This is a genomic window from Enterobacter sp. MF024, assembly GCF_005843915.1.
Lineage (GTDB): Bacteria > Pseudomonadota > Gammaproteobacteria > Enterobacterales > Enterobacteriaceae > Enterobacter > Enterobacter barmai.
Window position 1 is genome coordinate 503,355 of sequence record NZ_VCBB01000001.1, and the last position, 23,203, is coordinate 526,557.

18 protein-coding genes are annotated in these 23,203 nt (G+C 58.9%); 12 read left to right on the top strand and 6 right to left on the bottom strand.

Features of this window, described 5'->3' with window-relative positions; translation table 11 throughout:
- Window positions 1–6 precede the first annotated feature (6 nt).
- The 3 genes from FFB58_RS02615 to atzF all read left to right on the top strand — a co-directional run bounded on the left by FFB58_RS02615 (window position 7) and on the right by atzF (window position 6,190).
- Window positions 7–639: an urea amidolyase associated protein UAAP2 gene (locus tag FFB58_RS02615; RefSeq protein ID WP_039029235.1), complete on the top strand. Its 633-nt coding sequence runs from the start codon at window positions 7–9 to the stop codon at window positions 637–639.
- Between the two features lie 152 nt (window positions 640–791).
- The gene (gene uca, locus FFB58_RS02620; RefSeq protein WP_138368882.1) at window positions 792–4,394 is read left to right on the top strand and encodes an urea carboxylase; all 3,603 of its coding nucleotides are present in this window, start codon (window positions 792–794) and stop codon (window positions 4,392–4,394) included.
- On the top strand, window positions 4,391–6,190 hold the full coding sequence (gene atzF, locus FFB58_RS02625) for an allophanate hydrolase (protein WP_138368883.1): 1,800 nt from the start codon (window positions 4,391–4,393) through the stop codon (window positions 6,188–6,190). Before uca ends, atzF begins: the two co-directional genes overlap by 4 nt.
- Window positions 6,191–6,202: 12 nt before the next feature.
- On the opposite strand, the gene dmsD is transcribed toward atzF, so the two are convergent.
- From dmsD to FFB58_RS02640, 3 genes are all read right to left on the bottom strand, one after another.
- Window positions 6,203–6,802, bottom strand: coding sequence for a Tat proofreading chaperone DmsD (gene dmsD / locus FFB58_RS02630; protein ID WP_138368884.1), 600 nt, complete (start codon window positions 6,800–6,802; stop codon window positions 6,203–6,205).
- A 45-nt stretch (window positions 6,803–6,847) separates the two neighbouring features.
- Entirely contained in the window at window positions 6,848–9,277 is a 2,430-nt protein-coding gene (ynfE, locus tag FFB58_RS02635; RefSeq protein ID WP_138368885.1) for a selenate/tellurate reductase subunit YnfE, read from the bottom strand.
- 148 nt (window positions 9,278–9,425) lie between these two features.
- Window positions 9,426–9,731 (bottom strand): DUF1161 domain-containing protein, encoded by a 306-nt coding sequence (locus FFB58_RS02640; RefSeq protein ID WP_103824474.1) that lies wholly within the window; start codon window positions 9,729–9,731, stop codon window positions 9,426–9,428.
- A gap of 100 nt (window positions 9,732–9,831) precedes the next feature.
- On the opposite strand from FFB58_RS02640, the gene FFB58_RS02645 reads away from it, so the two are divergent.
- Window positions 9,832–10,542 (top strand): YnfC family lipoprotein, encoded by a 711-nt coding sequence (locus FFB58_RS02645; RefSeq protein WP_138368886.1) that lies wholly within the window; start codon window positions 9,832–9,834, stop codon window positions 10,540–10,542.
- 39 nt (window positions 10,543–10,581) lie between these two features.
- Here the strand turns inward: FFB58_RS02645 and FFB58_RS02650 are convergent, their stop codons facing one another.
- Entirely contained in the window at window positions 10,582–10,911 is a 330-nt protein-coding gene (locus FFB58_RS02650; RefSeq protein ID WP_039029241.1) for a DUF1283 family protein, read from the bottom strand.
- A gap of 147 nt (window positions 10,912–11,058) precedes the next feature.
- On the opposite strand from FFB58_RS02650, the gene FFB58_RS02655 reads away from it, so the two are divergent.
- From FFB58_RS02655 to FFB58_RS02685, 7 genes are all read left to right on the top strand, one after another.
- Window positions 11,059–11,385, top strand: coding sequence for a YnfA family protein (locus tag FFB58_RS02655; RefSeq protein WP_039029242.1), 327 nt, complete (start codon window positions 11,059–11,061; stop codon window positions 11,383–11,385).
- Window positions 11,386–11,494: 109 nt separating this feature from the next.
- Complete coding sequence (gene manD / locus FFB58_RS02660) at window positions 11,495–12,709, top strand: D-mannonate dehydratase ManD (RefSeq protein WP_039029243.1); 1,215 nt, start codon at window positions 11,495–11,497, stop codon at window positions 12,707–12,709.
- A gap of 11 nt (window positions 12,710–12,720) precedes the next feature.
- Window positions 12,721–13,740 (top strand): Zn-dependent oxidoreductase, encoded by a 1,020-nt coding sequence (locus tag FFB58_RS02665; RefSeq protein ID WP_138368887.1) that lies wholly within the window; start codon window positions 12,721–12,723, stop codon window positions 13,738–13,740.
- Window positions 13,741–13,793: 53 nt separating this feature from the next.
- Window positions 13,794–15,173 (top strand): MFS transporter, encoded by a 1,380-nt coding sequence (locus tag FFB58_RS02670; protein WP_138368888.1) that lies wholly within the window; start codon window positions 13,794–13,796, stop codon window positions 15,171–15,173.
- Window positions 15,174–15,293: 120 nt separating this feature from the next.
- On the top strand, window positions 15,294–16,838 hold the full coding sequence (locus FFB58_RS02675) for an MFS transporter (RefSeq protein ID WP_138368889.1): 1,545 nt from the start codon (window positions 15,294–15,296) through the stop codon (window positions 16,836–16,838).
- A 217-nt stretch (window positions 16,839–17,055) separates the two neighbouring features.
- Window positions 17,056–18,519, top strand: a complete 1,464-nt coding sequence (locus tag FFB58_RS02680) for a mannitol dehydrogenase family protein (protein ID WP_138368890.1) — start codon at window positions 17,056–17,058, stop codon at window positions 18,517–18,519.
- A gap of 157 nt (window positions 18,520–18,676) precedes the next feature.
- Window positions 18,677–19,108: a universal stress protein gene (locus FFB58_RS02685; protein ID WP_039029247.1), complete on the top strand. Its 432-nt coding sequence runs from the start codon at window positions 18,677–18,679 to the stop codon at window positions 19,106–19,108.
- 46 nt (window positions 19,109–19,154) lie between these two features.
- Here the strand turns inward: FFB58_RS02685 and FFB58_RS02690 are convergent, their stop codons facing one another.
- Both FFB58_RS02690 and ydfG read right to left on the bottom strand, forming a co-directional pair.
- A complete protein-coding gene (locus FFB58_RS02690) occupies window positions 19,155–19,841 on the bottom strand; it encodes a GntR family transcriptional regulator (RefSeq protein WP_039029248.1) in 687 nt (228 codons plus the stop codon).
- A gap of 91 nt (window positions 19,842–19,932) precedes the next feature.
- Window positions 19,933–20,679, bottom strand: a complete 747-nt coding sequence (gene ydfG / locus FFB58_RS02695) for a bifunctional NADP-dependent 3-hydroxy acid dehydrogenase/3-hydroxypropionate dehydrogenase YdfG (protein ID WP_039029249.1) — start codon at window positions 20,677–20,679, stop codon at window positions 19,933–19,935.
- Window positions 20,680–20,832: 153 nt separating this feature from the next.
- On the opposite strand from ydfG, the gene dcp reads away from it, so the two are divergent.
- On the top strand, window positions 20,833–22,878 hold the full coding sequence (gene dcp, locus FFB58_RS02700; RefSeq protein ID WP_138368891.1) for a peptidyl-dipeptidase Dcp: 2,046 nt from the start codon (window positions 20,833–20,835) through the stop codon (window positions 22,876–22,878).
- Window positions 22,879–23,203 lie beyond the last annotated feature (325 nt).

Below are 23,203 nucleotides of genomic sequence, written 5' to 3' on the forward strand. Positions count from 1 at the left end.
CACACAATGACCATAGCCAGCGAAAAACGTGCCCAGGACGCCAGCTTCCGCCATGTGATCCCGGCGGGAGAGCCCTACCTGTTCGAAGTGAAAAAAGGCCAGACCCTGCGTCTGCTGGATCTGGAAGGCAACCAGGCGGTAGACACCCTGTTTTACAACGCGGACAACCCACGGGAGCGCTACGACGCCCAGCGCACCCTGCGTCGCCAGAACAATGCGTATCTCACCAGCGGCAGCGTGCTTTACTCCAGCCTCGGCAACCCGCTGCTGACTATTGTGGCGGATACCTGCGGACGGCACGACACCCTCGGCGGCGCCTGCGCCCAGGAGAGCAACACCGTGCGTTACGCCCTCGACAAACGCCACATGCACAGCTGCCGGGATAACTTCCTCTGCGCCTGCCTGCACGATGGCCGCCTGCAAAAGCGCGACATCGGGGCCAACATCAACTTTTTCATGAACGTGCCGGTCACGCCCGAGGGCGGTCTGACCTTTGCCGACGGCATCTCCGCCCCGGGCAAATACGTCGAGCTGCGCGCAGAGTGTAACGTCATCGTGCTGATCTCCAACTGTCCGCAGCTGAACAACCCCTGCAACGGCTGGAACCCGACCCCTGCGGAGGTGCTGGTATGGAACTGACGCCGACACGCTGGCAGCGCCTGCGCCAGATGCTCTACCGCCTGTTTGAAGTCCGTGCCGGACGGATCCTGCCGTAAACCTTTTTTCCCCGTGGACGACCATGCGGTGAGCCAGTTTCCGGCGGGACGACCCGCCACGATTGAGTCTGAACTATGTTGACGAAACTCCTGATTGCTAACCGCGGGGCGATTGCCTGCCGCATTCTGCGCACCCTGCGCGCCATGAACATCGGCGGCGTGGCGGTCTATTCCGAGGCGGATATCAGCAGCCTGCATATCCGCGAGGCCGACGAAGCCATCAGCCTGGGCGACGGCCCGGCGGCGAATACCTATCTGGTCAGCGATAAAATCATCGCCGCAGCGCGTGCTACCGGCGCGCAGGCCATCCACCCCGGCTACGGTTTTCTCTCGGAGAACGCCGCCTTTGCCGAAGCCTGCGAAGCGGCGGGCATCGCCTTTGTCGGCCCCACGCCAGAGCAGCTGCGCCTGTTTGGCCTGAAACATACCGCCCGCGCGCTGGCGAAAACGCACGGCGTGCCGATGCTGGAAGGCACCGAACTGCTGGCGGACGTCAACGAGGCGCTGCGGGCGGCACAAGAGGTGGGCTATCCGGTGATGCTGAAAAGCACCGCAGGCGGGGGCGGGATCGGGATGCGCGTCTGCTATAGCGCGGCGGAACTGAATGACGCCTTCGACGCGGTGGGGCGTCTGGGTAAAAACAACTTCAGCGATGCGGGCGTCTTTATCGAGAAGTACATCGAGCGGGCGCGCCATCTGGAGGTGCAACTTTTCGGTGATGGCAACGGAGAGGTGATTGCCCTCGGCGTGCGCGACTGCTCCGTACAGCGTCGCAACCAGAAGGTGCTGGAGGAGACCCCGGCGCCCAACCTGCCGGACGGCATGGCGGAGGCGCTGTGCCAGGCGGCAATCAAGCTGGGTAAGGCGGTCAACTACCGCAGCGCGGGCACCGTGGAGTTCGTCTACGACAGCGACGCCGCCCGGTTCTACTTCCTTGAGGTCAACACCCGCCTGCAGGTGGAGCACGGCGTCACCGAGCAGGTGTGGGGCGTGGATCTGGTGCGCTGGATGATCGAGCTGGCCGCCGGAACATTGCCTGCGCTGGCGACCCTGGCGGAAAGCCTGACCCCTGCGGGCCACGCCATTCAGGCGCGGGTGTATGCCGAAGATCCAGGCCGTCAGTTCCAGCCTTCTCCCGGCCTGCTCACCGAGGTGGCCTTCCCGGCGGACGACCGCCGCACCCTGCGCATCGACAGCTGGGTGGAATCCGGCTGCGAAGTGCCGCCCTTTTTTGACCCCATGCTGGCGAAAATCATCGCCTGGCAGCCGACGCGTGAAGCCGCCATTGACGCCCTGCACGCCGCGCTGGGGGACACCCGCCTGTACGGCGTGGAGACCAACCGCAGCTACCTGCAGCAGATTTTGACCTTCACCCCGTTTGCCAGCGGCCAGCCCTGGACCCGCTGTCTGGAAGGGCTGGTCTATCAGGCCGCGACCCTTGAGGTGCTCAGCGCCGGAACGCAAACCACGATTCAGGACTACCCGGGCCGCACCGGCTACTGGGCGGTGGGAGTACCGCCATCAGGCCCGATGGACAGCCGCGCGTTGCGTCTTGGCAACCGCCTGCTCGGCAATGACGAGGGGGCAGCCGCGCTGGAGATCACCCTCAGCGGCCCGACGCTGAAATTTAACTGCGATGCCCAGCTGGCGGTGACCGGGGCGGAAATTGCCCTCACCCTGGACGGCGAGCCGTTGGAGAACAACCGGGTCTACCGGGTGCAGGGCGGCATGACCCTGCGGATGGGCGATATTCGCGGCGACGGGGTGCGCAGCTATCTGTGCCTGCGCGGCGGGTTTAACGTGCCGGATTATCTCGGCAGCAAAAGCACCTTTACCCTGGGGCAGTTTGGCGGCCACGCCGGGCGCGCGCTGCGTACCGGCGACGTGCTGCATCTTTCGCCATTGACGTCGTTATGCCCGGAGCAGTCGCTGCCCCAGGCCTTGCGCACCAGGCTCGATGCGGTGCGTATCCTGCGGGTGATCTACGGCCCGCACGGCGCGCCGGAGTACTTCACCCCTGGCTACATGAACACCTTCTTTACCACCGACTGGGAAGTGCATTTTAACTCCAGCCGCACCGGCGTGCGCCTGATTGGGCCGAAACCGGAGTGGGTGCGCGAGAGCGGCGGTGAGGCGGGGCTGCATCCGTCGAACATTCACGACAACCCGTACGCCATCGGCGCGGTGGATTTTACCGGCGACATGCCGGTGATCCTCGGCCCGGACGGCCCAAGCCTGGGCGGGTTTGTCTGCCCGGTCACCATCATCGAAGCCGATCTCCACGCGGTGGGGCAGCTGAAGGCGGGGGATAAAGTGCGCTTTGTGCCCGTGGATATCGCTACCGCCCGGCAGCTGGCTCAGGGGCAGGCCGCGCAGATTGCCAGCCTGCAGCCGCTGGACGTGGCGTGGCAGCCCGTGGAACCGGCCTCGCCGGTGGTGCTGGAGCAGGGGCAGGCTGATAAGCGGCTGGTGGCCCGGCTTTCGGGCGATACCCATCTGCTGCTGGAAATTGGCGATCCGGAGCTGGATCTGGTCCTGCGTTTTCGCGCCCACGCCCTGATGCAGGCCCTTGAGGCGCGGGCGCTGGACGGGGTTATCGATCTGACGCCGGGGATCCGCTCCCTGCAGATCCACTATCAGCCGGAGGCGCTCACGCTGGCGAGCCTGCTGGATACCGTAGCCGGGCTGTGGCTGGCGGTCTGCGAGCAGGACGCGCTGGAGGTGCCGTCGCGCATCGTCTGGCTGCCGCTCTCCTGGGACGACCCGGCCTGCCAGAAGGCGATCGACAAATACATGACCACCGTGCGCCGGGATGCGCCCTGGTGTCCGAGCAACCTGGAGTTTATCCGGCGGATTAACGATCTGGCGAACGTTGATGAGGTCTACAAAACGGTGTTTGACGCCAGCTATCTGGTGATGGGGCTGGGGGATGTCTATCTCGGGGCGCCGGTGGCTACGCCGCTGGATCCACGCCATCGTCTGGTCACCACCAAGTACAACCCGGCCCGCACCTGGACGGCGGAAAACTCGGTGGGCATCGGCGGGGCCTATCTGTGTGTTTACGGCATGGAGGGGCCGGGCGGGTACCAGTTTGTCGGACGCACGTTGCAGATGTGGAGCCGCTATCACGCGGTGGCGGATTTTGGCGGCAAGCCCTGGCTGCTGCGCTTCTTCGACCAGATCCGCTTCTACCCGGTCTCGGCCGACGAGCTGCTCACCATTCGCCGCGATTTCCCGCTGGGGCGCTATCCGCTGCGCATCGAACACACCAGCCTGAAGCTGGCGGAGTACCAGCAGTTCCTCGCCGACGAAGCTCAGGAAATCGACGCCTTCCGCACCCATCAGCAGGAGGCCTTTAACGCCGAGCGCGAGCGCTGGATCGCCAACGGCCAGGCCCATTTCGACAGCAGCGATGTGCTGGCGGATGAGGGCGACGATGCGCCGCTCCAGCCGGGGCAGGAGGGCATCGACAGCCCGGTCTCCGGCAACCTGTGGCAGGTGAGCGTTGAGGTGGGCAAAGCCGTCCGCGAGGGCGATGTGCTGGTGGTGCTGGAGTCGATGAAGATGGAGATCCCGCTGCTTGCCACGCAGGACGGCATTGTCAGCCAGGTGCGCGTCCAGCCGGGTTCCCCGGTGCGCGCGGGTCAGTGTGTGGTGGTTCTGGAGAAAACAGCATGAAGCATCCTTATGATTTGCGCCTCGACGTTCTGACGCAGGCCTACCGCGACGGCCGCCTGACGCCGCGCGAAGTGATTAACACCCTGCGCGAGCGGGCGCTGGCTTTGAACCCGGAGTTCAACGCCTTTATTTATCTGCTCACCCCGGGAGAGCTGGAGCCCTATCTGGCGGCGCTTGAGGGCGGATCGCCCCAGACGCTGCCGCTCTACGGCGTGCCGTTTGCCATCAAAGACAATATCGATCTGGCTGGCGTTGCCACGACCGCCGCCTGTCCGGCCTATGCTTACCAGGCCCGGGAAGATGCGACCATCGTCCGACAGCTGATTGCGCTGGGGGCTATTCCGCTGGGGAAAACCAACCTCGACCAGTTCGCTACCGGCCTGAACGGCACCCGCTCCCCGTATGGCGCGTGTCGCAACAGCGTCCATGCGGACTATCCGTCGGGGGGCTCCAGCGCGGGTTCGTCGCTGGCGGTGGCGCTGGGGCTGGCGAGCTTTGCCCTCGGGACCGACACTGCCGGGAGCGGGCGCGTGCCCGCCGCGCTGAACAACCTCGTCGGGCTGAAAGCGACCAAAGGGCTAATTTCCACCGCCGGGGTGGTTCCGGCCTGCCGTACCCTGGACTGCGTGAACTTCTTTACCGCCACCGCGACAGAAGCCAGCCAGCTGCTGGCCCTGACGGCGGTTCAGGATCCGCGCGACGACTACAGCCGCGCCAACCCGGCGTGGAACGGGGCGCAGGCGTTTGGCGTGCCCGCAGCAGGCTTCCGTTTCGGCGTGCCGGACCGGCTGGAGTTTCTTGGCTGCACAGAGAGCGAAGCGCTGTACCACGCGGCAAAAGAGCGTTTGATCGCCCTGGGTGGCGTGCCGGTGACCATCGATTTTTCGCCGTTTCTGGCGGCGGCGTCGCTGCTCTATAACGGCCCGTGGGTGGCGGAGCGTTACCACGTGGCGGGCAAACTCATTGAACAGCAGCCCGATGCGGTTCTGCCGGTGATTCGTGACGTGCTGGGCAAAGCCCCTGACACCGATGCGGTGGCGGCCTTTGACGCGCAGTACAAACTCCAGGCTTACAAACGGGCATGCGATGCCATTATGGCGGAGCTGGACTTCGTGCTCACGCCAACCTATCCGCGCCCGGTGACCCTGGCAGAACTGGCGGAGGAGCCGGTGAAGCGCAACTCCGATCTTGGGGTCTATACCAACTTTATGAACCTGCTGGACTATGCCGCCGTGGCGGTGCCGGCCGGGCATATGGCGAACGGTCTGCCCTCGGGCGTGACCCTGTTTGGCCGGGCGTTTACCGACCAGTACCTGCTGAGCCTTGCCGATGCGTTACAGCGTCAGCAGAATCTGGCCTTGCCGGGGGATCGCGCCCTCCACGAGACGGCACCTGCGACAGCGGCCAGTCACGATCGTCTGCCGGTTGTCGTTTGCGGGGCGCATCTGGACGGACTGGCGCTCAATCACCAGCTGCGCCAGCGCGGGGCCACCTTGCGCGAGACAACCCGCAGCGCGCCGCACTATTGTCTGTATGCCCTGGCCGACGGCAAACGGCCCGGCATGGTGCGCGACCGCGAACGCGGGGCGGCAATTGCCGTGGAGGTGTGGGAGCTACCGCACGCCGAAGTGGGATCCTTTCTGGCGGGCATTCCTGCCCCGCTGGGGCTCGGGAAAGTGGAGCTGGAGGACGGGCGCTGGTTAACCGGGTTTATCTGCGAGGAGTACGGACTGCAGGGGGCGAAGGATATTACCGCGTTCGGGGGCTGGAGAGCCTGGCTTACTCAGCAAAAGTAAGCCAGGGAAAGGTTAACGGTAGAGCGGCTTTTCGGCCACCGGTATCAGCAGGCCGGACTGCCACTCTGCCAGCGTCAGTTGCGTCAGTTTGCCCAGCGCGCGGTAGAAGGGGTGGCCTGCGTTTTCGGTGAACACGGTAAGAAAACGGCTGCTCCAGGGCAGCAGATGCCAGGCCAGCAGCTGGTCGCACTCCGCGTCACGGCCGGTTTCCGCCAGCCATGCCGCCATCAGCAGCAGGGCGCCAAAGTGATCTTCCGGCTCGTTTTGCGCCATCTCAAAGGCGATGCCGTTGTCCCGCATCCACTGGCGCAGCGCGAGGGTGGAATCCCCGAATAGCACCGATTCGCGATCCAGCCACACCGATCCCCACGGCGGTGCGGGCAGCGCCCAGGGGCCAACAAACAGACGCTGCCAGGCGGTGCGCAGGGGCTCATCGCAAGGCTCGCGCAGTTCGTCGGCAAGGGCGGCCAGCCGCTCGTTATCCAGCGGCCAGTCGTGCAGCCAGTCGGTCTGGGTCAACGCCGTGACCAGCGGCGCGGCCTCGGGGCTGTCCGGCGCGTAGTAAAACAGGGCGCCCAGCACGCGGGCAGTAAAAGCAAACGACTCTCTCATACTTCATCCTTCAACTGCGCGGGTTGCCCCGCGCTGACTCATTATTTACGCTTTTTCAATCTGCACCAGGTTGGTGTGCTGCGGATTACCCTTCGCCAGCGGGGACGGGCGATGGGTGGTCAGGGTGTTGATGCACGAACCGTGGTCAATGCGATCCCCGGTCATGTTGGCATCGTGCCACGCCCCCTGGCCCATGGCGCTGACGCCCGGCATGATGCGCGGGGTCACTTTCGCTGGAATGCGCAGCTCGCCCCGGGCGTTCCAGACCCGCACCATGTCGCCGTTTGCTATCCCGCGCGACGCGGCGTCCACCGGGTTGAGCCACACCTCCTGACGGCAGGCGGCCTGCAGCACATCCACGTTGCCATAGCTGGAGTGGGTGCGGGCCTTGTAGTGGAAGCCAAACAGCTGCAGCGGGAACTGGCTGCGCTCAGGATCGTCCCAGCCTTCAAAGGTGGAGGCATAGACCGGCAGCGGGCTGATGGTTTCGTCTTTCTCCAGTTGCCATGTACCGGCAATGTCGGCCAGCCTGCTGGAGTAGATCTCGATTTTCCCCGACGGCGTTTTCAGCGGGTTAGCCGCCGGATCGTCGCGGAACTTCTTATAGGCAACGAAATGGCCGTTCGGATCTTTACGTTTATAGATTCCCATCGCTTTTAATTCTTCATAAGAGGGGAGCTGCGGATCTTTAGCTACCATCTTAGCGTAGAGGTACTGCAACCATTCTGCCTGGGTCCGGCCTTCGGTAAAGCGCTGATGCACGTTCGGGCCGAGGCGTTTCGCCACCTCGCTCATGATCCAGTAGATGGGCTTACGTTCGAATTTTGGCGCGGTCACCGGCTGGAGGAAGATCAGATAGCCCATGTTTCCGGCATAGTCGTTGGGAATGATGTCTTCCTGTTCGACGGTCATCAGATCCGGCAGCAGCAGATCGGCATATTTCGCCGAAGAGGTCATAAAGTTGTCGATCACCACAATCATTTCGCACTTGCTCTCGTCCTGCAAAATGTCGTGGGTTTTGTTGATATCCGAATGCTGGTTGATGATGGTGTTACCGGCATAGTTCCAGATGAACTTGATCGGCACGTCGAGCTTATCTTTGCCGCGCACCCCGTCGCGGGTGGCGGTCATCTCCGGACCGCGGGCGATGGCGTCGGTCCAGCTGAAGCAGGAGATTTGGGTTTTGACCGGGTTCTCCGGCAACGGCATGCGTTCGATGGTGATGGTGTAGGTGGATTCACGCGCGCCGCTGTTGCCGCCGTTAATGCCGACGTTACCGGTGAGGATCGGCAGCATGGCGATGGCGCGGGAGGTCAGCTCGCCGTTGGCCTGACGCTGCGGCCCCCAGCCCTGGCAGATATAAGCCGGTTTCGCGGTGCCGATTTCACGGGCCAGCTTAACGATCCGATCGACAGGAATACCGGTGATGCGTGAGGCCCACTCCGGCGTTTTGGCGGTGGCATCATCGCCCTGGCCCAGAATATAGGCCTTGTAATGCCCGTTGGCGGGCGCGCCTTCCGGCAGGGTGGTTTCGTCGTAACCCACGCAATATTTATCGAGGAACGGCTGATCGACAAGGTTTTCGTTAATCAGCACCCAGGCGATACCCGCCACCAGGGCGGCATCCGTACCCGGTCGAATCGGGATCCACTCATCTTCACGCCCGGCGGCGGTATCGGTGTAGCGAGGATCGATGACGATCATGCGCGCATTCGAGCGTTCCCGCGCCTGTTCAATGTAATACGTGATCCCGCCGCCGCTCATGCGTGTTTCCGCCGGGTTATTACCGAACATCACCACCAGCTCGCTGTTTTCAATATCCGAGGTGCTGTTGCCCTCGTTACTGCCGTAGGTGTAAGGCATGGCGCAGGCGATCTGCGCGGTGCTGTAGGTGCCGTAATGACTCAGGAAACCGCCGTAGCAGTTCATCAAACGGGCCACCAGAGAGGCGTAAGGTGAGGAGCGGGTAATATTACCGCCGACAATTCCGGAAGAGTAATTAATGTAGACCGCTTCGTTGCCATATTTAGCCACCACGTCGCGCAGGCTGGCAGTGAGCAGATCCAGGGCTTCATCCCAGGTGATGCGTTCGAACTTGCCTTCCCCGCGTTTGCCCACGCGCTTCATGGGATAGTTCAGACGGTCAGGGTGGTTGATGCGTCTACGGATCGAGCGTCCGCGCAGGCAGGCGCGCACCTGATGGTTGCCATAGATGTCGTCGCCGGTGTTGTCGGTTTCTACCCAGTAAACTTCATCGTCACGCACGTGCAGGCGCAGGGCGCAGCGGCTACCGCAGTTGACCGAACAGGCGCCCCAGACCACTTTATCCGCGCGCGCCTGCTGCACGGCGGCAGCGGCAGGGCGTAAACCAAAGGGCAATGACAGGCCGCCCGCGGCAAGCGCAAGGGATCCGATGGCGGTCGATTTGACAAGGGTACGGCGGCTGATCCCGCCGCTTGGCTCATTATCTGACATGACTCACTCCATTAGGTTCGTCGTTGAGAACTGATTTCAGCCGTGATGACGATCTGGCTAATGGAGGGGAGTGTTACCCATTAAGGGGGAGTTAATATTAATGTACATCAAAACAAAGGAGATTCCCCCGCGTTAACGGGGGTAAAACTCACTGCGGCTCGCGTGGCGCCGGGGCCTGATTGCCGCCTCCGCTGACCGGATAGTTGCCGCTGCTGGTGCGGGTATAGAGGATTTTGAGGGTGTCATTGGCGCAATGGCCTACCACTTCGGCGTCGGGCTTATCGGCCTGATCGTTAGGCACAATGTTCAGCATAAAGCCGCTTTCCGGTACGCCGTTATTGATGATCCGCTGCTGGATGTCGCTTTTGATCCGTTCGCAGTTATCGGGTGCCGCCAGCGCGGCCGGGGCAATGCCCGCCAGCAAAAGTGCAGTAATCCAGGGTAACCGTTTCATATCTGCCTCCTTACGACTGTGTGTGACTATAATAATAGCTAATGTAAACGGTTGTATTTGTTAATATGCCTGGAATTATCTTCTGCTATCGGTAGGTCATGTGAATAAACACGCGCTTATGCTTGTCCTTGCAGTACTGTTGGCGGGGTGTGACAACACCGCCGCGCCGCTGTCGTTTACGCCAGAAATGGCCAGTTTTTCCAACGAGTTTGATTTCGATCCCCTGCGCGGGCCGGTGAAAGACTTCAGCCAGACGCTGTTCAATGAAAAAGGGGAAGTGGCAAAGCGCGTCAGCGGCACGCTCTCCACGGAAGGCTGTTTTGACAGCCTGGAACTGCACGATCTCGAGGCCAACACCGGCATCGCCCTGGTGCTGGACGCTAATTATTATCTTGATGCACAAACCCAGCAGAAAAAGCTGCGGCTGCAGGGCAAATGCCAGCTGGCGGAACTGCCTGCGTCGGGGATCTCATGGGATACCGATGACAACGGGTTCATCGTCAGCTCCCACGGCAAGGATATGGAAGTGAACTATCGCTACGATGCCGACGGTTATCCGCTGGGTAAAACCACCGTCTCCGGGGAGCAGCATCTCTCGATTACAGCGACACCGGCGGCAGACAAGCGCAAGAAGCTGGACTACACCTCGGTAAGCCAGTTGAACGAGAAGCCGCTGGGCAACGTGAAGCAGACCTGTGATTACGACAGCCACGATAATCCCGTGGAGTGCGAGCTGGAAGTGGTGGATGAAAGCGTTAAACCTGCGGTGTCGCGGAAGTACACCATCAAAAACAGCATCGAATACTACTAAGCACCGCGCGGAGTACAGCGCGGTGCCTGCAGGCAGAAATCAGGGGGCCATCACGCGGCCGGTGCGGCGGTCGAGGCAGCGCAGGGTGTTGGGCTCCCAGTAGGCGTTGACGTTGGCGCTCTGCTGGCACTTATCCCGCGCGTCAAAGGCTACATCCTCTTTATCCCACTCTTTCTCCGCGCGGGTATTCACCTTGTGGCGCAGGCTGCGGGTGTCGTTCCATTGCTCTTTATCCATGGCGGCATTCTGACGGCTCTGGGCGCTGTCGCCGGATTCAATAATCAGTTTGCTGGTGTTGGCGGATACTGGCGCGATGACAACAGCGGCCAGCAGGGCAGCCATACAGAGGCGTGTGCTCAATTTACGCATAGCGATTTCCTTATTGGCGGTGGAAATTCGAATAACCACCGGGATTCTACAACAGTCCATTTTGAGGTCATACCCACATCAGGTATGTGGAAGGGTTCCTTTCACATTCGGTTATGATAACCCATCACTCATCAGACAACGTTAAATATGTTTAAAACAACTTTGCTCTTTTTCGCCACGGCGCTGTGCGAAATTCTCGGCTGTTTTCTGCCCTGGCTATGGCTGAAAAAGGGCGCTTCGGTGCTGCTGTTAATTCCCGCGGGCGTTGCCCTGGCGCTGTTTGTCTGGCTGCTGACGCTGCATCCGGCGGCAAGCGGGCGCGTCTATGCCGCCTATGGCGGGGTGTACGTCTGCACCGCGCTGCTGTGGCTGCGGGTGGTGGATGGCGTGAAGCTGAGCCTCTACGACTGGGCTGGCGCGGCGGTTGCGCTGTGTGGCATGTTAATCATTGTGGCAGGCTGGGGGCGCGCATAAGCGCCCAATCTGTGATCAAGCGACGATTTTTCGATCTTCATACTTGTATGGTAGTAGGGTGATTGCGTAAATTTCCTGCATCACAACAAAAGATGTAAGGAACCAGAACATGAAGATCGTAGGGGCTGAAGTATTTGTCACCTGTCCAGGGCGCAACTTTGTCACGTTGAAGATCACCACCGACGAAGGGATTGTCGGCCTGGGTGATGCCACCTTAAATGGCCGCGAGCTCTCCGTCGCGTCCTACCTGAAAGATCATCTCTGCCCGCAGTTAATCGGCCGCGATGCTCACCGTATCGAAGATATCTGGCAGTTCTTCTATAAAGGCGCGTACTGGCGTCGTGGCCCGGTCACTATGTCGGCGATTTCCGCCATCGACATGGCGCTGTGGGATATCAAAGCCAAAGCCGCCAATATGCCGCTGTACCAGCTGCTGGGCGGGGCCTCCCGTGAAGGGGTGATGGTTTACTGCCACACCACCGGACACACCATCGACGACGTGCTGGAAGATTACGCCCGCCACAAAGAGATGGGCTTCAAGGCGATCCGCGTTCAGTGCGGCGTGCCGGGAATGAAAACCACCTACGGCATGTCTAAAGGGAAAGGGCTGGCGTATGAGCCTGCCACCAAGGGTAACTGGCCGGAAGAGCAGCTGTGGTCAACCGAAAAGTACCTCGATTTTACCCCGAAACTGTTTGACGCCGTGCGTAACAAGTATGGCTTTAATGAACACCTGCTGCACGACATGCACCACCGCCTGACGCCGATCGAAGCGGCGCGTTTTGGTAAGAGCATCGAACAGTACCGCATGTTCTGGATGGAAGACCCGACGCCAGCCGAGAACCAGGAGTGCTTCCGTCTGATCCGCCAGCACACCGTCACCCCAATTGCCGTGGGCGAAGTGTTCAACAGCATCTGGGACTGCAAGCAGCTGATCGAAGAGCAGCTGATCGACTACATCCGTACCACCATCACCCATGCGGGCGGTATCACCGGGATGCGTCGGATTGCCGATTTCGCCTCGCTCTACCAGGTGCGCACCGGTTCACACGGTCCGTCGGATCTGTCACCGATTTGCCACGCCGCGGCGCTGCACTTCGACCTGTGGGTACCGAACTTTGGCGTGCAGGAGTACATGGGCTATTCCGAGCAGATGCTGGAAGTGTTCCATCATAACTGGACCTTCGAAGACGGCTACATGCATCCGGGCGATAAGCCGGGCCTGGGCATCGATTTTGATGAAAAACTGGCGGCGAAATATCCCTACGATCCCGCTTACCTGCCGGTTGCCCGTCTCGAAGACGGCACGCTGTGGAACTGGTAAAGGAGCAGAAGATGAAAAGTATCGTTATTCAACAACCGAATGCGCTGGCGATCGAAGAGCGTCCGTTACCGTCTCCTGCCGCAGGCGAAGTGCGCGTCAAGGTGAAGCTGGCCGGGATCTGCGGCTCCGACAGCCATATCTATCGCGGCCACAATCCGTTCGCCAGATACCCGCGCGTGATCGGCCATGAGTTCTTTGGCGTCATCGATGCCGTAGGCGAGGGCGTCGACACCTCGCGCCTGGGCCAGCGCGTCTCGGTTGATCCGGTGATCAGCTGTGGGCACTGCTACCCGTGCTCGGTGGGCAAACCGAACGTCTGCACCTCGCTGGTGGTGCTGGGCGTACACCGCGACGGCGGCTTCAGTGAATACGCCGTGGTGCCGGCTAAAAACGCGTGGGTCATTCCGGATGCCATCAGCGATAAGCACGCGGTCATGGTTGAACCCTTCACGATTGCCGCCAACGTTACCGGCCATGCCAGCCCGACAGAGCAGGACGTGGCGCTTATCTACGGCGCCGGGCCGATGGGGCTGGTCACCGTTCAGGCGCTGAAGGGCGTCTACAAGGTGAAACAGGTGATTGTGGTCGATCGCATCGACGAGCGCCTGGAGATGGCGCAGCGCTGCGGGGCCGACTGGGTCATCAACAATGGTAATCAGTCGTTGCAGGCTGTGCTGGAAGAGAAGGGCATCAAACCAACGCTGATTATTGATGCGGCCTGTCACCCCTCTATTTTGCAGGAAGCGGTCAATCTCGCCTCGCCGGGCGGGCGGATTGTGCTGATGGGCTTCTCCAGCGATCCAAGCCAGGTTGCCCAGCAGGGGATTACCGGCAAAGAGCTCTCTATTTTCTCCTCACGCCTGAATGCCAATAAGTTCCCGGTGGTCATCGACTGGCTGGAGAAAGGACTTATCGATCCCGATAAATTGATTACTCACACCTTTGAGTATCAGCACGTTAAAGACGCCATTGAACTGTTCGAGAAAGACCAGCGGCAGTGCTGCAAGGTATTACTGACGTTCTCTGAATAATAATAGTGAATGCGGTTTAGCGGTACGCATCTTACCCTGTTGAGATAGCCAATATGACTCAAGTACAACATGAAAGATCCACATCTGACCTGATCAAAGCCGCCGTATCCGGGTGGCTTGGCACCGCGTTAGAGTTTATGGACTTCCAGCTTTACTCGCTGGGCGCGGCGTTAGTCTTCCACGAAATCTTCTTCCCGGAGCAGTCGGCCGCGATGGCGCTGATCCTGGCGATGGGCACCTACGGCGCGGGCTATATCGCCCGTATCGTCGGCGCCTTTATCTTCGGCAAAATGGGCGACAGCGTAGGCCGTAAGAAGGTGTTGTTTATCACCATCACCATGATGGGGATCTGCACCACCCTCATCGGCGTGCTGCCGACCTATGCGCAGATTGGTATTTTCGCACCGATACTGCTGGTGACGCTGCGTATTATCCAGGGGCTGGGCGCAGGCGCGGAGATCTCTGGCGCAGGCACCATGCTGGCGGAATATGCGCCGAAAGGGAAACGCGGGATCATCTCCTCCCTGGTGGCGATGGGCACCAACTGCGGCACCCTGAGCGCTACCGCGATCTGGGCGGTAATGTTCTTTGCCCTCGACCGTGAAGAGCTGATTGCCTGGGGCTGGCGCGTGCCGTTCCTCGCAAGCGTGGTGGTGATGATCTTTGCCATCTGGCTGCGTATGAATCTCAAAGAGAGCCCGGTATTTGAGCAGGTCGCTGAAGAGGCTCCGGCACAGGCCGCTGTTGCTCAGGAGAGCACCCTGGGTGCAATGCTGAAGAGCAAATCGTTCTGGCTGGCTACCGGCCTGCGTTTCGGCCAGGCGGGTAACTCCGGCCTGATCCAGACCTTCCTTGCCGGTTATCTGGTGCAGACGCTGCTGTTTGATAAAGCGATCCCGACCGATGCCCTAATGATCAGCTCGATTCTCGGCTTTATTACTATTCCGCTGCTGGGCTGGTTATCCGATAAATTTGGCCGTCGTCTGCCTTATATTCTGCTGAGCATTTCGGCCATCATTCTGGCCTACCCGATGATCTCGATTATTGTCGATAAGTCGTACAGCCCTGGCGTGATCATGGCCTCGATTATCGTTATCCATAACTTTGCGGTACTCGGTCTGTTCGCCCTGGAAAACATCACCATGGCCGAGATGTTTGGCTCGCGTAACCGCTTTACCCGGATGGCGATTTCAAAAGAGGCGGGCGGTCTGATTGCGGTTGGTTTTGGTCCGGTGCTGGCGGGTATCTTCTGCAACATGACCGGCTCCTGGTGGCCAATTGTGGTGATGGTGATTGTCTACTCCTGCATCGGCCTGATTTCAGCCCTGCTGATGCCTGAAGTATGCGATCGCGACCTCAGCGCGCTGGAAGACGCCGCAGACGACAAATCTGCCGCAGTGAGGGTGAGCGGTAAACATCGCGCCATTTCCTGATGTCCAAAGACTCTCCTGAAAACAGGGGAGTCTTTTTTTTCCTCTCAATAAAAACGATTAAACGCTAAATCAAAGAAGCATCGGGAATTCACTGGATTTATTTTCAGGTAAGGAAACGCTATGTCTCGTGCAAATAAAAACATCACTATTCCGGTCAGTATTGGATACGGTCTGACCGATATTATGGGCGGCGGCGCATTTACCGTTATTGGCGCCTGGCTATTATTTTTCTACACCACCTTTGTCGGTCTGTCGCCCATTGAAGCAGCATCAATTGTTGCCATTGCCCGTATTGTCGATGCGGTGGTCAGTCTGTTTATGGGCAGCCTAACGGACCACTTTTATAAAAACTATTTTGGTAAGAAATTTGGCCGTCGGCGTTTCTTCCTGCTGATCGGCGCGCCGTTGATGCTGGTTTACGCCTTACTCTGGCTCGACGGAATGAGCTATGCGTTTTATCTGGCGGTCTACCTGGCGTTTGAGATCATCGCCGCCATGGTGCTGATCCCGTGGGAAACCCTGCCTTCCGAGATGACCAAAGAGTTTAATGGTCGCACTAAGTTATCCACCTGCCGGATGTTTATGTCGGCGTCCGGTACCTTTCTGGCGACCTTTATTCCGGGGCTGTTGATTGGTTATTTTGGCGAGCAGAGCGCCAACGCCTATCTGATAAACGGCGTGATTTTCGCGGTGCTGTTTATGGTCTGCGTCTTTATTTCATGGAAAGTGACCTGGGAGCGGGAGATCACTCCGGAAATGCAGGTGGAACTGGAAAAATCAGCCTTACCCGGTAGCCTGTCTGACAAACTTCGCGCGGTCGTTGACCTGTTCAAATCCTACGCCTCGACGCTGAAAATCCGCGCTTTCAGAAAGCATCTGGCAATTTATCTCCTGTCGTTCACCGGCAAAGATGTCTATAACACCGTGTTTGTCTTCTTCTGCGTTTACTGCCTGAACGTCTCGTCGTCGCTGGCAGGGAGCCTGCTGTCGATGAGCATTGTCGGCCTGCCGGTGACGCTCATTGCCGGGTTCGGGATCATCAAATACGGTCCGGCCCGGCTGTACGTTTTCGCTTATGCCCTGATGATGCTGTGCCTGGCCGGTTTTCTGGCGGTGTATCAGATCCCGGCGTTAAATACCGTTGCCACGCTGTTCATCCTGGCTGGGGTGTATCAGGTCGGGCGCTGCGTACTGGAGTTCACGCCGTGGAACGTTTTCCCGTTTATTCCCGATATTGACGAAATGGTCAGCCGTCAGCGCCGGGAAGGGCTGTTCGCTGCGGTGATGACCTTCTCGCGCAAAACCACGGTTGCCATCGCCACCTTTGTGGTTGGCCTGCTGCTGCAAAACGGCGGCTTTGTGAAGGGCAGCCAGGTTCAGCCGCCGGAAGCCATTCATACGATCGCCATGCTGATGTTCGTCGGCACCGCCGGGCTGTTAATTCTGGCTATGTGGCAGGCTCTGACGTTCCGGCTGAATAAAGAGACTCACCAGATCTTTGTGGCGGAGGTTGATCGCCTCAGGGCCAATGGTTCAAAAGCGGCGGTCGAACCGCACGTACGGCGTATCGTGGAGGATCTGACCGGACATGACTACGACACATTATGGACAGCACCGAATTCGCTGCCAGACCAACAGCGTGAAAAGGCCACCATTGCAGGATAAATGGTTTACAGCATTTTAATGCTGTCACACAACTTGCAATTGATGTCACACCAGATGGTGAAAAGTTAACGTAAATCAATATCGACGTACCAACAATCAGTATGGTTAACGGCAGAGAATTTTTTATTCTGCCTACCATTCTAGTTGGGTTAGTAAGCCAGGCCAGGTGAATCAACCGGCCCGGATCCATCGCTTAATCACATTAACGAGTACTATCATGAAAAATCCGTTATTACATGCGCAAGCCACGCTTCCTCAATACAACCGCGACAACCTGCAGACACGCATCGTGCATCTCGGGTTTGGTGCCTTCCATCGCGCGCATCAGGCAGTCTATGCCGATATTCTGGCCGCCGATCACGGCAGTGAGTGGGGCTATTGCGAGGTCAATCTGATTGGCGGCGAGCAGCAGATCGCGGATCTCAAGGCGCAGGATAATCTCTTCACCGTGGCGGAAATGTCTGCCGATGCCTGGACGGCGCGGGTGGTTGGCGTGGTCAAAAAAGCGCTGCATGCCCAGGTGGATGGGCTGGAAGCGGTGCTGGATGCCATGTGCGAGCCGCAGGTGGCGATCGTCTCGTTAACCATCACCGAAAAAGGCTACTGCCATGCCCCGGCTACCGGGCAGTTGATGCTCGATCACCCGCTGATCGCCGCCGATCTGCAGAATCCTCACCAGCCGGTATCCGCGGTGGGTGTGGTGGTAGAAGCGCTGGCGCGACGCAAACAAGCCGGGCTGCCAGCCTTCACCGTGATGTCCTGCGACAACATGCCGGAGAACGGCCATGTGATGCGCAACGTGACCTGCGCCTATGCCCGCGCGTTGAGCGCTGAGCTGGCGGACTGGATCGAAACGCACGTCACCTTCCCGTCAACCATGGTCGACCGTATTGTGCCTGCCGTCACCGCCGATACGCTGAACAAAATCGAACAGATCACCGGCGTGCGCGATCCGGCAGGGGTGGCCTGTGAGCCGTTCCGCCAGTGGGTGATTGAAGACAACTTTGTCGCGGGTCGTCCGGCGTGGGAGAAAGCCGGGGCTGAACTGGTGGCCGATGTGATCCCGTTCGAAGAGATGAAGCTGCGTATGCTGAACGGCAGCCACTCCTTCCTGGCCTACCTGGGCTATCTGGCGGGCTATCAGCACATCAACGACTGCATGGAGGACGCGAACTACAAGCGCGCCGCCCGCGCGCTGATGCTAAACGAGCAGGCCTCGACCCTGAAAGTCACCGGCGTGGATCTCGGACGTTACGCCGATCTATTGATCGAACGCTACAGCAATCCGGCGCTGCGCCACCGTACCTGGCAGATCGCCATGGACGGCAGCCAGAAGCTGCCTCAGCGTATGCTGGATTCCGTGCGCTGGCACCGGGTGCATCAGAAGCCCTTCCCGCTGCTGGCGCTGGGCGTGGCGGGCTGGATGCGTTACGTCGGAGGGGTGGACGAGCGTGGTGAAGCCATCGAGGTGTGCGATCCGCTGCTGCCGGTGATTCAGGCGGCGGTCAAAGGCAGTGCGGAAGGCGAAAGCCGCGTAAAAGCGCTGCTGGGAATTGACACTATTTTCGGCCAGGAGTTACCGCAGGATAAGGTATTTGTTGATGCAGTGATGAATGCCTACGCGACATTATTAAAAGACGGGGCCAAAGCCACGGTCGCACAATACGCCGCACAGATTTAACCTCTCTTTATGCCGCCGTTCGCGGCGGCATAGTCAATAAACACTTCTTTACTTATCCCGCCTATTTCCTGACCGAGTCGTTTAGGGTTCGTTTCATAAAAACATGTCACTCTGAATATCGTTAACAAGCACATTGTCGATATAAGGAGAAGGGCGTATGTATAAGAAAATATTGATGCCTGTCGATGTCTTTGAAATGGATTTGAGTGATAAGGCCGTGCGTCACGCCGCATTTCTGGCCCGGGCGGATAATGCTGAAATCACGTTGTTAAATGTTCTTCCGGTCAACAGTCGCGCGCTGCTGCGGGGCTTTTCGTCGGATATCGCTAAGTTCGAAGCCTATATGACCGAAGAGTCAAAGAGAAAGATGAACGAATTAAAGCGGCTCTTTGATGTACCGCCGGAGAGAATGCATACCGAAGTGCGTTTTGGCAGCGTACGGGATGAAATTATCGCGACGGGGACTGAAGGTAAATTCGATATTATTGTTATCGGTTCGAAAAAGCCTGGCGTGACGACCCATCTGCTGGGTTCGAATGCAGAATCGGTATTACGTTATGCCAAAATTCCGGTATTAGTGGTGCGTTAATCAAATAATTTGCCGCATCCCGAATATTCGACGGGATGCGGAAGTTTTACTCTTCGCTGAACCAGTCGCTGTTTTCCTGACGAATTAACTGCACTGACTCGCCAATTTCCTGCAGATGCAGGGTCATCGCTTTTTCTACCGCATCGGCGTCGCGCTTTTCCAGCGCATTAAAAATATCCAGATGCTGACGCAGCAGCATCTCCGGCGGCGAAACGTGGTCAAGACTCATGTAACGCACCCGGTCCATGGTCGCCTTGATATTCTCGATGGTATCCCACGCCAGCTGGCAGCCAGCAATCTGCGCCAGCTTCTGGTGAAATTCGTCGTCGAGCAGGAAGAAATCATTCAGCTGTTTACGCTCAATGGCAATGCGCTGCTGATGCAGGTTCTGCTCCAGCTGATAACACTGGTTGTCGTCAACCAGGCCTGCCGCACGACGGACCACGGCGCACTCGATGGCCTGACGGACAAAACAGCCGTTCTGCACCTGGCTGAGGGAGATCTTATTGACGTAGCTGCCGCGCTGGGGGCGGATCTGAATCAGGCCGTTTTCGGCAAGCTTAATAAAGGCTTCGCGAACCGGCTGACGGGAGACATCAAAACGGACCGACACCTCTTTTTCAGAAAGTGGGGTGCCCGGCGGGATCAGACAATGCACGATGTCGCTGCGCAGAATACGATAAATTTGCTGATTAACGGGTTGTGTCGGATTAAGTTGCGATTCAGCGGCCATTCGATGTGATTTCTCAGAGAGTTAACCGGGAAATACTACCATTCTTTTGCCTGGTATCCCAGTCCCGGCCCGCAGGCCGGGCGGGGAAAGATCATCCGCGATGGACGCTCAGGCCAGCAAAGCTCTGAGTCACCGGCATCATTTCAACGGTGTTGATGTTGACATGCTTCGGCAGGGTCGCCACCCACCAGACGGCTTCGGTAACATCTTCCGGGGTCAGGGCGGTGGTGTTCTCGTAGGTTTTACCTGCTTTGTCGTCATCGCCTTTAAAGCGGACATTGGAAAACTCGGTGCCGCCAACCAGGCCCGGCTCGACATCCGTCACGCGAATGGCGGTGCCGTGCAGGTCGGTGCGCAGGTTCAGGCTGAACTGGCGCACAAAGGCCTTGGTCGCGCCATAGACGTTGCCGCCCGCATACGGCCAGCTACCGGCAGTGGAGCCGATGTTGATCACGTGACCGCGGTTGCGCTCGACCATGCCAGGCAGCACGGCGCGGGTCATATAGACCAGGCCTTTGTTATTGGTGTCGATCATCGTTTCCCAGTCTTCGACGCTGGCTTTATGCGCAGGCTCAAGTCCCAGCGCCAGCCCGGCGTTGTTAACCAGAACGTCGATATCACGCCACTCAGCCGGCAGGTTGGCAATCATCTCTTCAATGGATGCGCGGTTACGCACGTCCAGCTGTGCGGTCAAAATGCTGTCGCCGAGCTCCTCTTTCAGCTCCTGCAGACGCTCCTGACGACGGCCGGTGGCAATCACCTTATGGCCGTTGGCGACGAAGCGACGCGTGATGCTTTCACCAAAACCCGCAGTTGCTCCGGTAACTAAAATTATCATCTCACTGTTCCTCAACGCTTTTTGTGTTGTACTACCATAGCATGTGATCTGACGCAGAGTAAGGTGACTTTTCATGCCCTTATGGCGGCAGATATTGCAGCGCATGTCGGGCTGGCCTACTCTGGTGAGATTCATCATATTCAGGAGTCTGATATGTCTGGCACCAATCCTTTTTTCGCAGACAGCTCGCTGCCGTACCAGGCACCGCATTTTGATCTGATCCGCGACGAGCACTACCGTCCGGCCTTCGACGACGCTATCCGTCAGAAGCGTGAGGAGATCGCGGCGATAGCCGGGTCTGCGGATGCGCCCGATTTCGCCAATACCGTGCTGGCGCTGGAGAAAAGCGGCGCTCTGCTGAGCCGGGTGAGCAGCGTCTTCTTCGCTATGACCTCGGCGCACACCAATGACTATCTGCAGCAGCTGGAAGAGGCGGTCTCAACCGAGCTGGCGGCGCTGGCGAACGATATCTGGCTCAATGATGCGCTCTTTGCCCGCGTGGATGCCATCTACAACGATCGACAGGCGATGGCGCCGGACGCCGAGTCTCTGCGCCTGATTGAAGAACTTCATCAGCGCTTTATTCTGGCCGGAGCCCGGTTGGGCGAGGCGGAAAAGCAGGAGCTGAAGGCGCTTAATACCGAAGCGGCCACTCTGATCAGCCAGTTTAACCAGCGCCTGCTGGCAGCGGACAAAGCGGGTGGGCTGGTGGTGGATTATCAGCACCAGCTGGATGGCCTGAGCCCGGCGGAACAGGCGGCGGCTGCCCAGGCCGCGGCAGAGAAGGGGCTCAGCGACCGCTGGCTCATTCCGCTGCTGAATACCACCCAGCAGCCGGCGCTGCAACAGCTGCGCGATCGTAAGATCAGGGAAAATCTCTTCAAGGCGGCCTGGCTGCGCACGCAAAAAAATGACGGCAACGACACCCGGGAGGTGATCGCCCGGCTGGTGGCCCTGCGTGCCCGCCAGGCGGAACTGCTGGGTTACAGCAACTATGCCAGCTGGAAAATCGCCGATCAGATGGCAAAAACCCCCGACGCCGCGCTGCAGTTTATGCGCGGGATCGTCCCGGCCGCACGGGGTCGCGCCCTGCAGGAGCAGGCCGACATTCAGAAAGTGATTGATGACGAGCAGGGGCATTTCCAGGTGCAGGCCTGGGACTGGTCGTTTTACGCCGAGCGCGTGCGTCTGGCGAAATACGCTCTGGATGAGACGCAGGTTAAACCCTATTTTGCCCTCAACAGGGTCCTGACCGACGGCGTATTCTGGGCGGCGACCCAGCTGTTCGGGATCACCTTTGCCGAGCGCAACGACATTCCCGTCTACCATCCTGACGTGCGCGTCTGGGAGATCTTCGATCACAACGGTGAGGGGATGGCGCTCTTTTACGGTGACTTTTTCGCCCGCGACTCGAAAGGCGGCGGGGCGTGGATGGGCAACTTTGTCGAGCAATCCAATGAGTTCAATACCCGCCCGGTGATCTACAACGTCTGCAACTATCAGAAACCAGCGGAAGGCCAGCCGGCGTTGATCTCCTGGGATGATGTTATCACCCTGTTCCACGAGTTTGGTCATACTCTGCACGGCCTGTTTGCCAGCCAGCGTTACGCCACGCTCTCCGGCACCAACACGCCGCGTGATTTTGTGGAGTTCCCGTCGCAAATTAACGAACACTGGGCCAGCCATCCTGATGTCTTTGCCCACTATGCCCGCCACTATCAGACCGGGGAGCCGATGCCCGATGCCCTGCGCGAGAAAATGCTCAGCGCTACCCAGTTTAATAAAGGCTATGACATGACCGAACTGCTCAGCGCCGCGCTGCTGGATATGAACTGGCACGGCATCGCCGCCAGCGAAGCGCCAGCAGACGTCGAGGCATTCGAAACCGCAGCGCTGAAGCGCGAGCAGCTGGATCTCCCCGCCGTACCGCCGCGCTACCGTAGCAGCTACTTCGCCCATATCTTCGGAGGCGGCTACGCAGCAGGTTATTACGCCTATCTCTGGACCCAAATGCTGGCCGACGATGGCTATCAGTGGTTCGTGGAAGAGGGCGGATTGACCCGCGAGAACGGCCAAAAATTCCGCGAGGCGATTTTGTCCCGTGGCAACAGCACTGATTTAGCTGAACTTTATCGCGCGTGGCGCGGGCACGATCCAAAGATCGAACCGATGCTGGTGAATCGCGGGTTGAGCTCGTAAAGGCTTTTTCAGGCTGGAAACAGAACCGGGCACGATGCCCGGTTTTTTCGTTTTATCTTTTAAGTTTGCGCACGCTAACCCATTGAGCATTCATCAAATAAAATAATTGCTTACCTCTTTAAGCTCTCGCCTCGCTCGATATAACTATAAGCATGTCTTATATTTTAATGGCGGCAAGTTACCGCATCTACCCACAGGAGTTCAAAATGAAATCCAACGATCAAGGTGCTAACAAAGATCAGTCAAAGCAGTCTCAAAAGAACCCGAAAGACGATCAGTCCCAACAGAAACCGGGTAAAGCTAAGTAGTCTCTCATACTATGTTT

What these genes read in the sequence shown, in the direction of transcription:
- FFB58_RS02665 (WP_138368887.1), top strand. Translation starts at nt 12,721, where the DNA reads ATGAAAAGTATCGTTATTCAACAACCGAATGCGCTGGCGATCGAAGAG.
- uca (WP_138368882.1), top strand. Translation starts at nt 792, where the DNA reads ATGTTGACGAAACTCCTGATTGCTAACCGCGGGGCGATTGCCTGCCGC.
- FFB58_RS02680 (WP_138368890.1), top strand. Translation starts at nt 17,056, where the DNA reads ATGAAAAATCCGTTATTACATGCGCAAGCCACGCTTCCTCAATACAAC.
- atzF (WP_138368883.1), top strand. Translation starts at nt 4,391, where the DNA reads ATGAAGCATCCTTATGATTTGCGCCTCGACGTTCTGACGCAGGCCTAC.
- FFB58_RS02685 (WP_039029247.1), top strand. Translation starts at nt 18,677, where the DNA reads ATGTATAAGAAAATATTGATGCCTGTCGATGTCTTTGAAATGGATTTG.
- FFB58_RS02650 (WP_039029241.1), bottom strand. Translation starts at nt 10,911, where the DNA reads ATGCGTAAATTGAGCACACGCCTCTGTATGGCTGCCCTGCTGGCCGCT.
- ydfG (WP_039029249.1), bottom strand. Translation starts at nt 20,679, where the DNA reads ATGATAATTTTAGTTACCGGAGCAACTGCGGGTTTTGGTGAAAGCATC.
- FFB58_RS02670 (WP_138368888.1), top strand. Translation starts at nt 13,794, where the DNA reads ATGACTCAAGTACAACATGAAAGATCCACATCTGACCTGATCAAAGCC.
- FFB58_RS02640 (WP_103824474.1), bottom strand. Translation starts at nt 9,731, where the DNA reads ATGAAACGGTTACCCTGGATTACTGCACTTTTGCTGGCGGGCATTGCC.
- FFB58_RS02615 (WP_039029235.1), top strand. Translation starts at nt 7, where the DNA reads ATGACCATAGCCAGCGAAAAACGTGCCCAGGACGCCAGCTTCCGCCAT.
- manD (WP_039029243.1), top strand. Translation starts at nt 11,495, where the DNA reads ATGAAGATCGTAGGGGCTGAAGTATTTGTCACCTGTCCAGGGCGCAAC.
- FFB58_RS02655 (WP_039029242.1), top strand. Translation starts at nt 11,059, where the DNA reads ATGTTTAAAACAACTTTGCTCTTTTTCGCCACGGCGCTGTGCGAAATT.
- FFB58_RS02675 (WP_138368889.1), top strand. Translation starts at nt 15,294, where the DNA reads ATGTCTCGTGCAAATAAAAACATCACTATTCCGGTCAGTATTGGATAC.
- dcp (WP_138368891.1), top strand. Translation starts at nt 20,833, where the DNA reads ATGTCTGGCACCAATCCTTTTTTCGCAGACAGCTCGCTGCCGTACCAG.
- ynfE (WP_138368885.1), bottom strand. Translation starts at nt 9,277, where the DNA reads ATGTCAGATAATGAGCCAAGCGGCGGGATCAGCCGCCGTACCCTTGTC.
- dmsD (WP_138368884.1), bottom strand. Translation starts at nt 6,802, where the DNA reads ATGAGAGAGTCGTTTGCTTTTACTGCCCGCGTGCTGGGCGCCCTGTTT.
- FFB58_RS02690 (WP_039029248.1), bottom strand. Translation starts at nt 19,841, where the DNA reads ATGGCCGCTGAATCGCAACTTAATCCGACACAACCCGTTAATCAGCAA.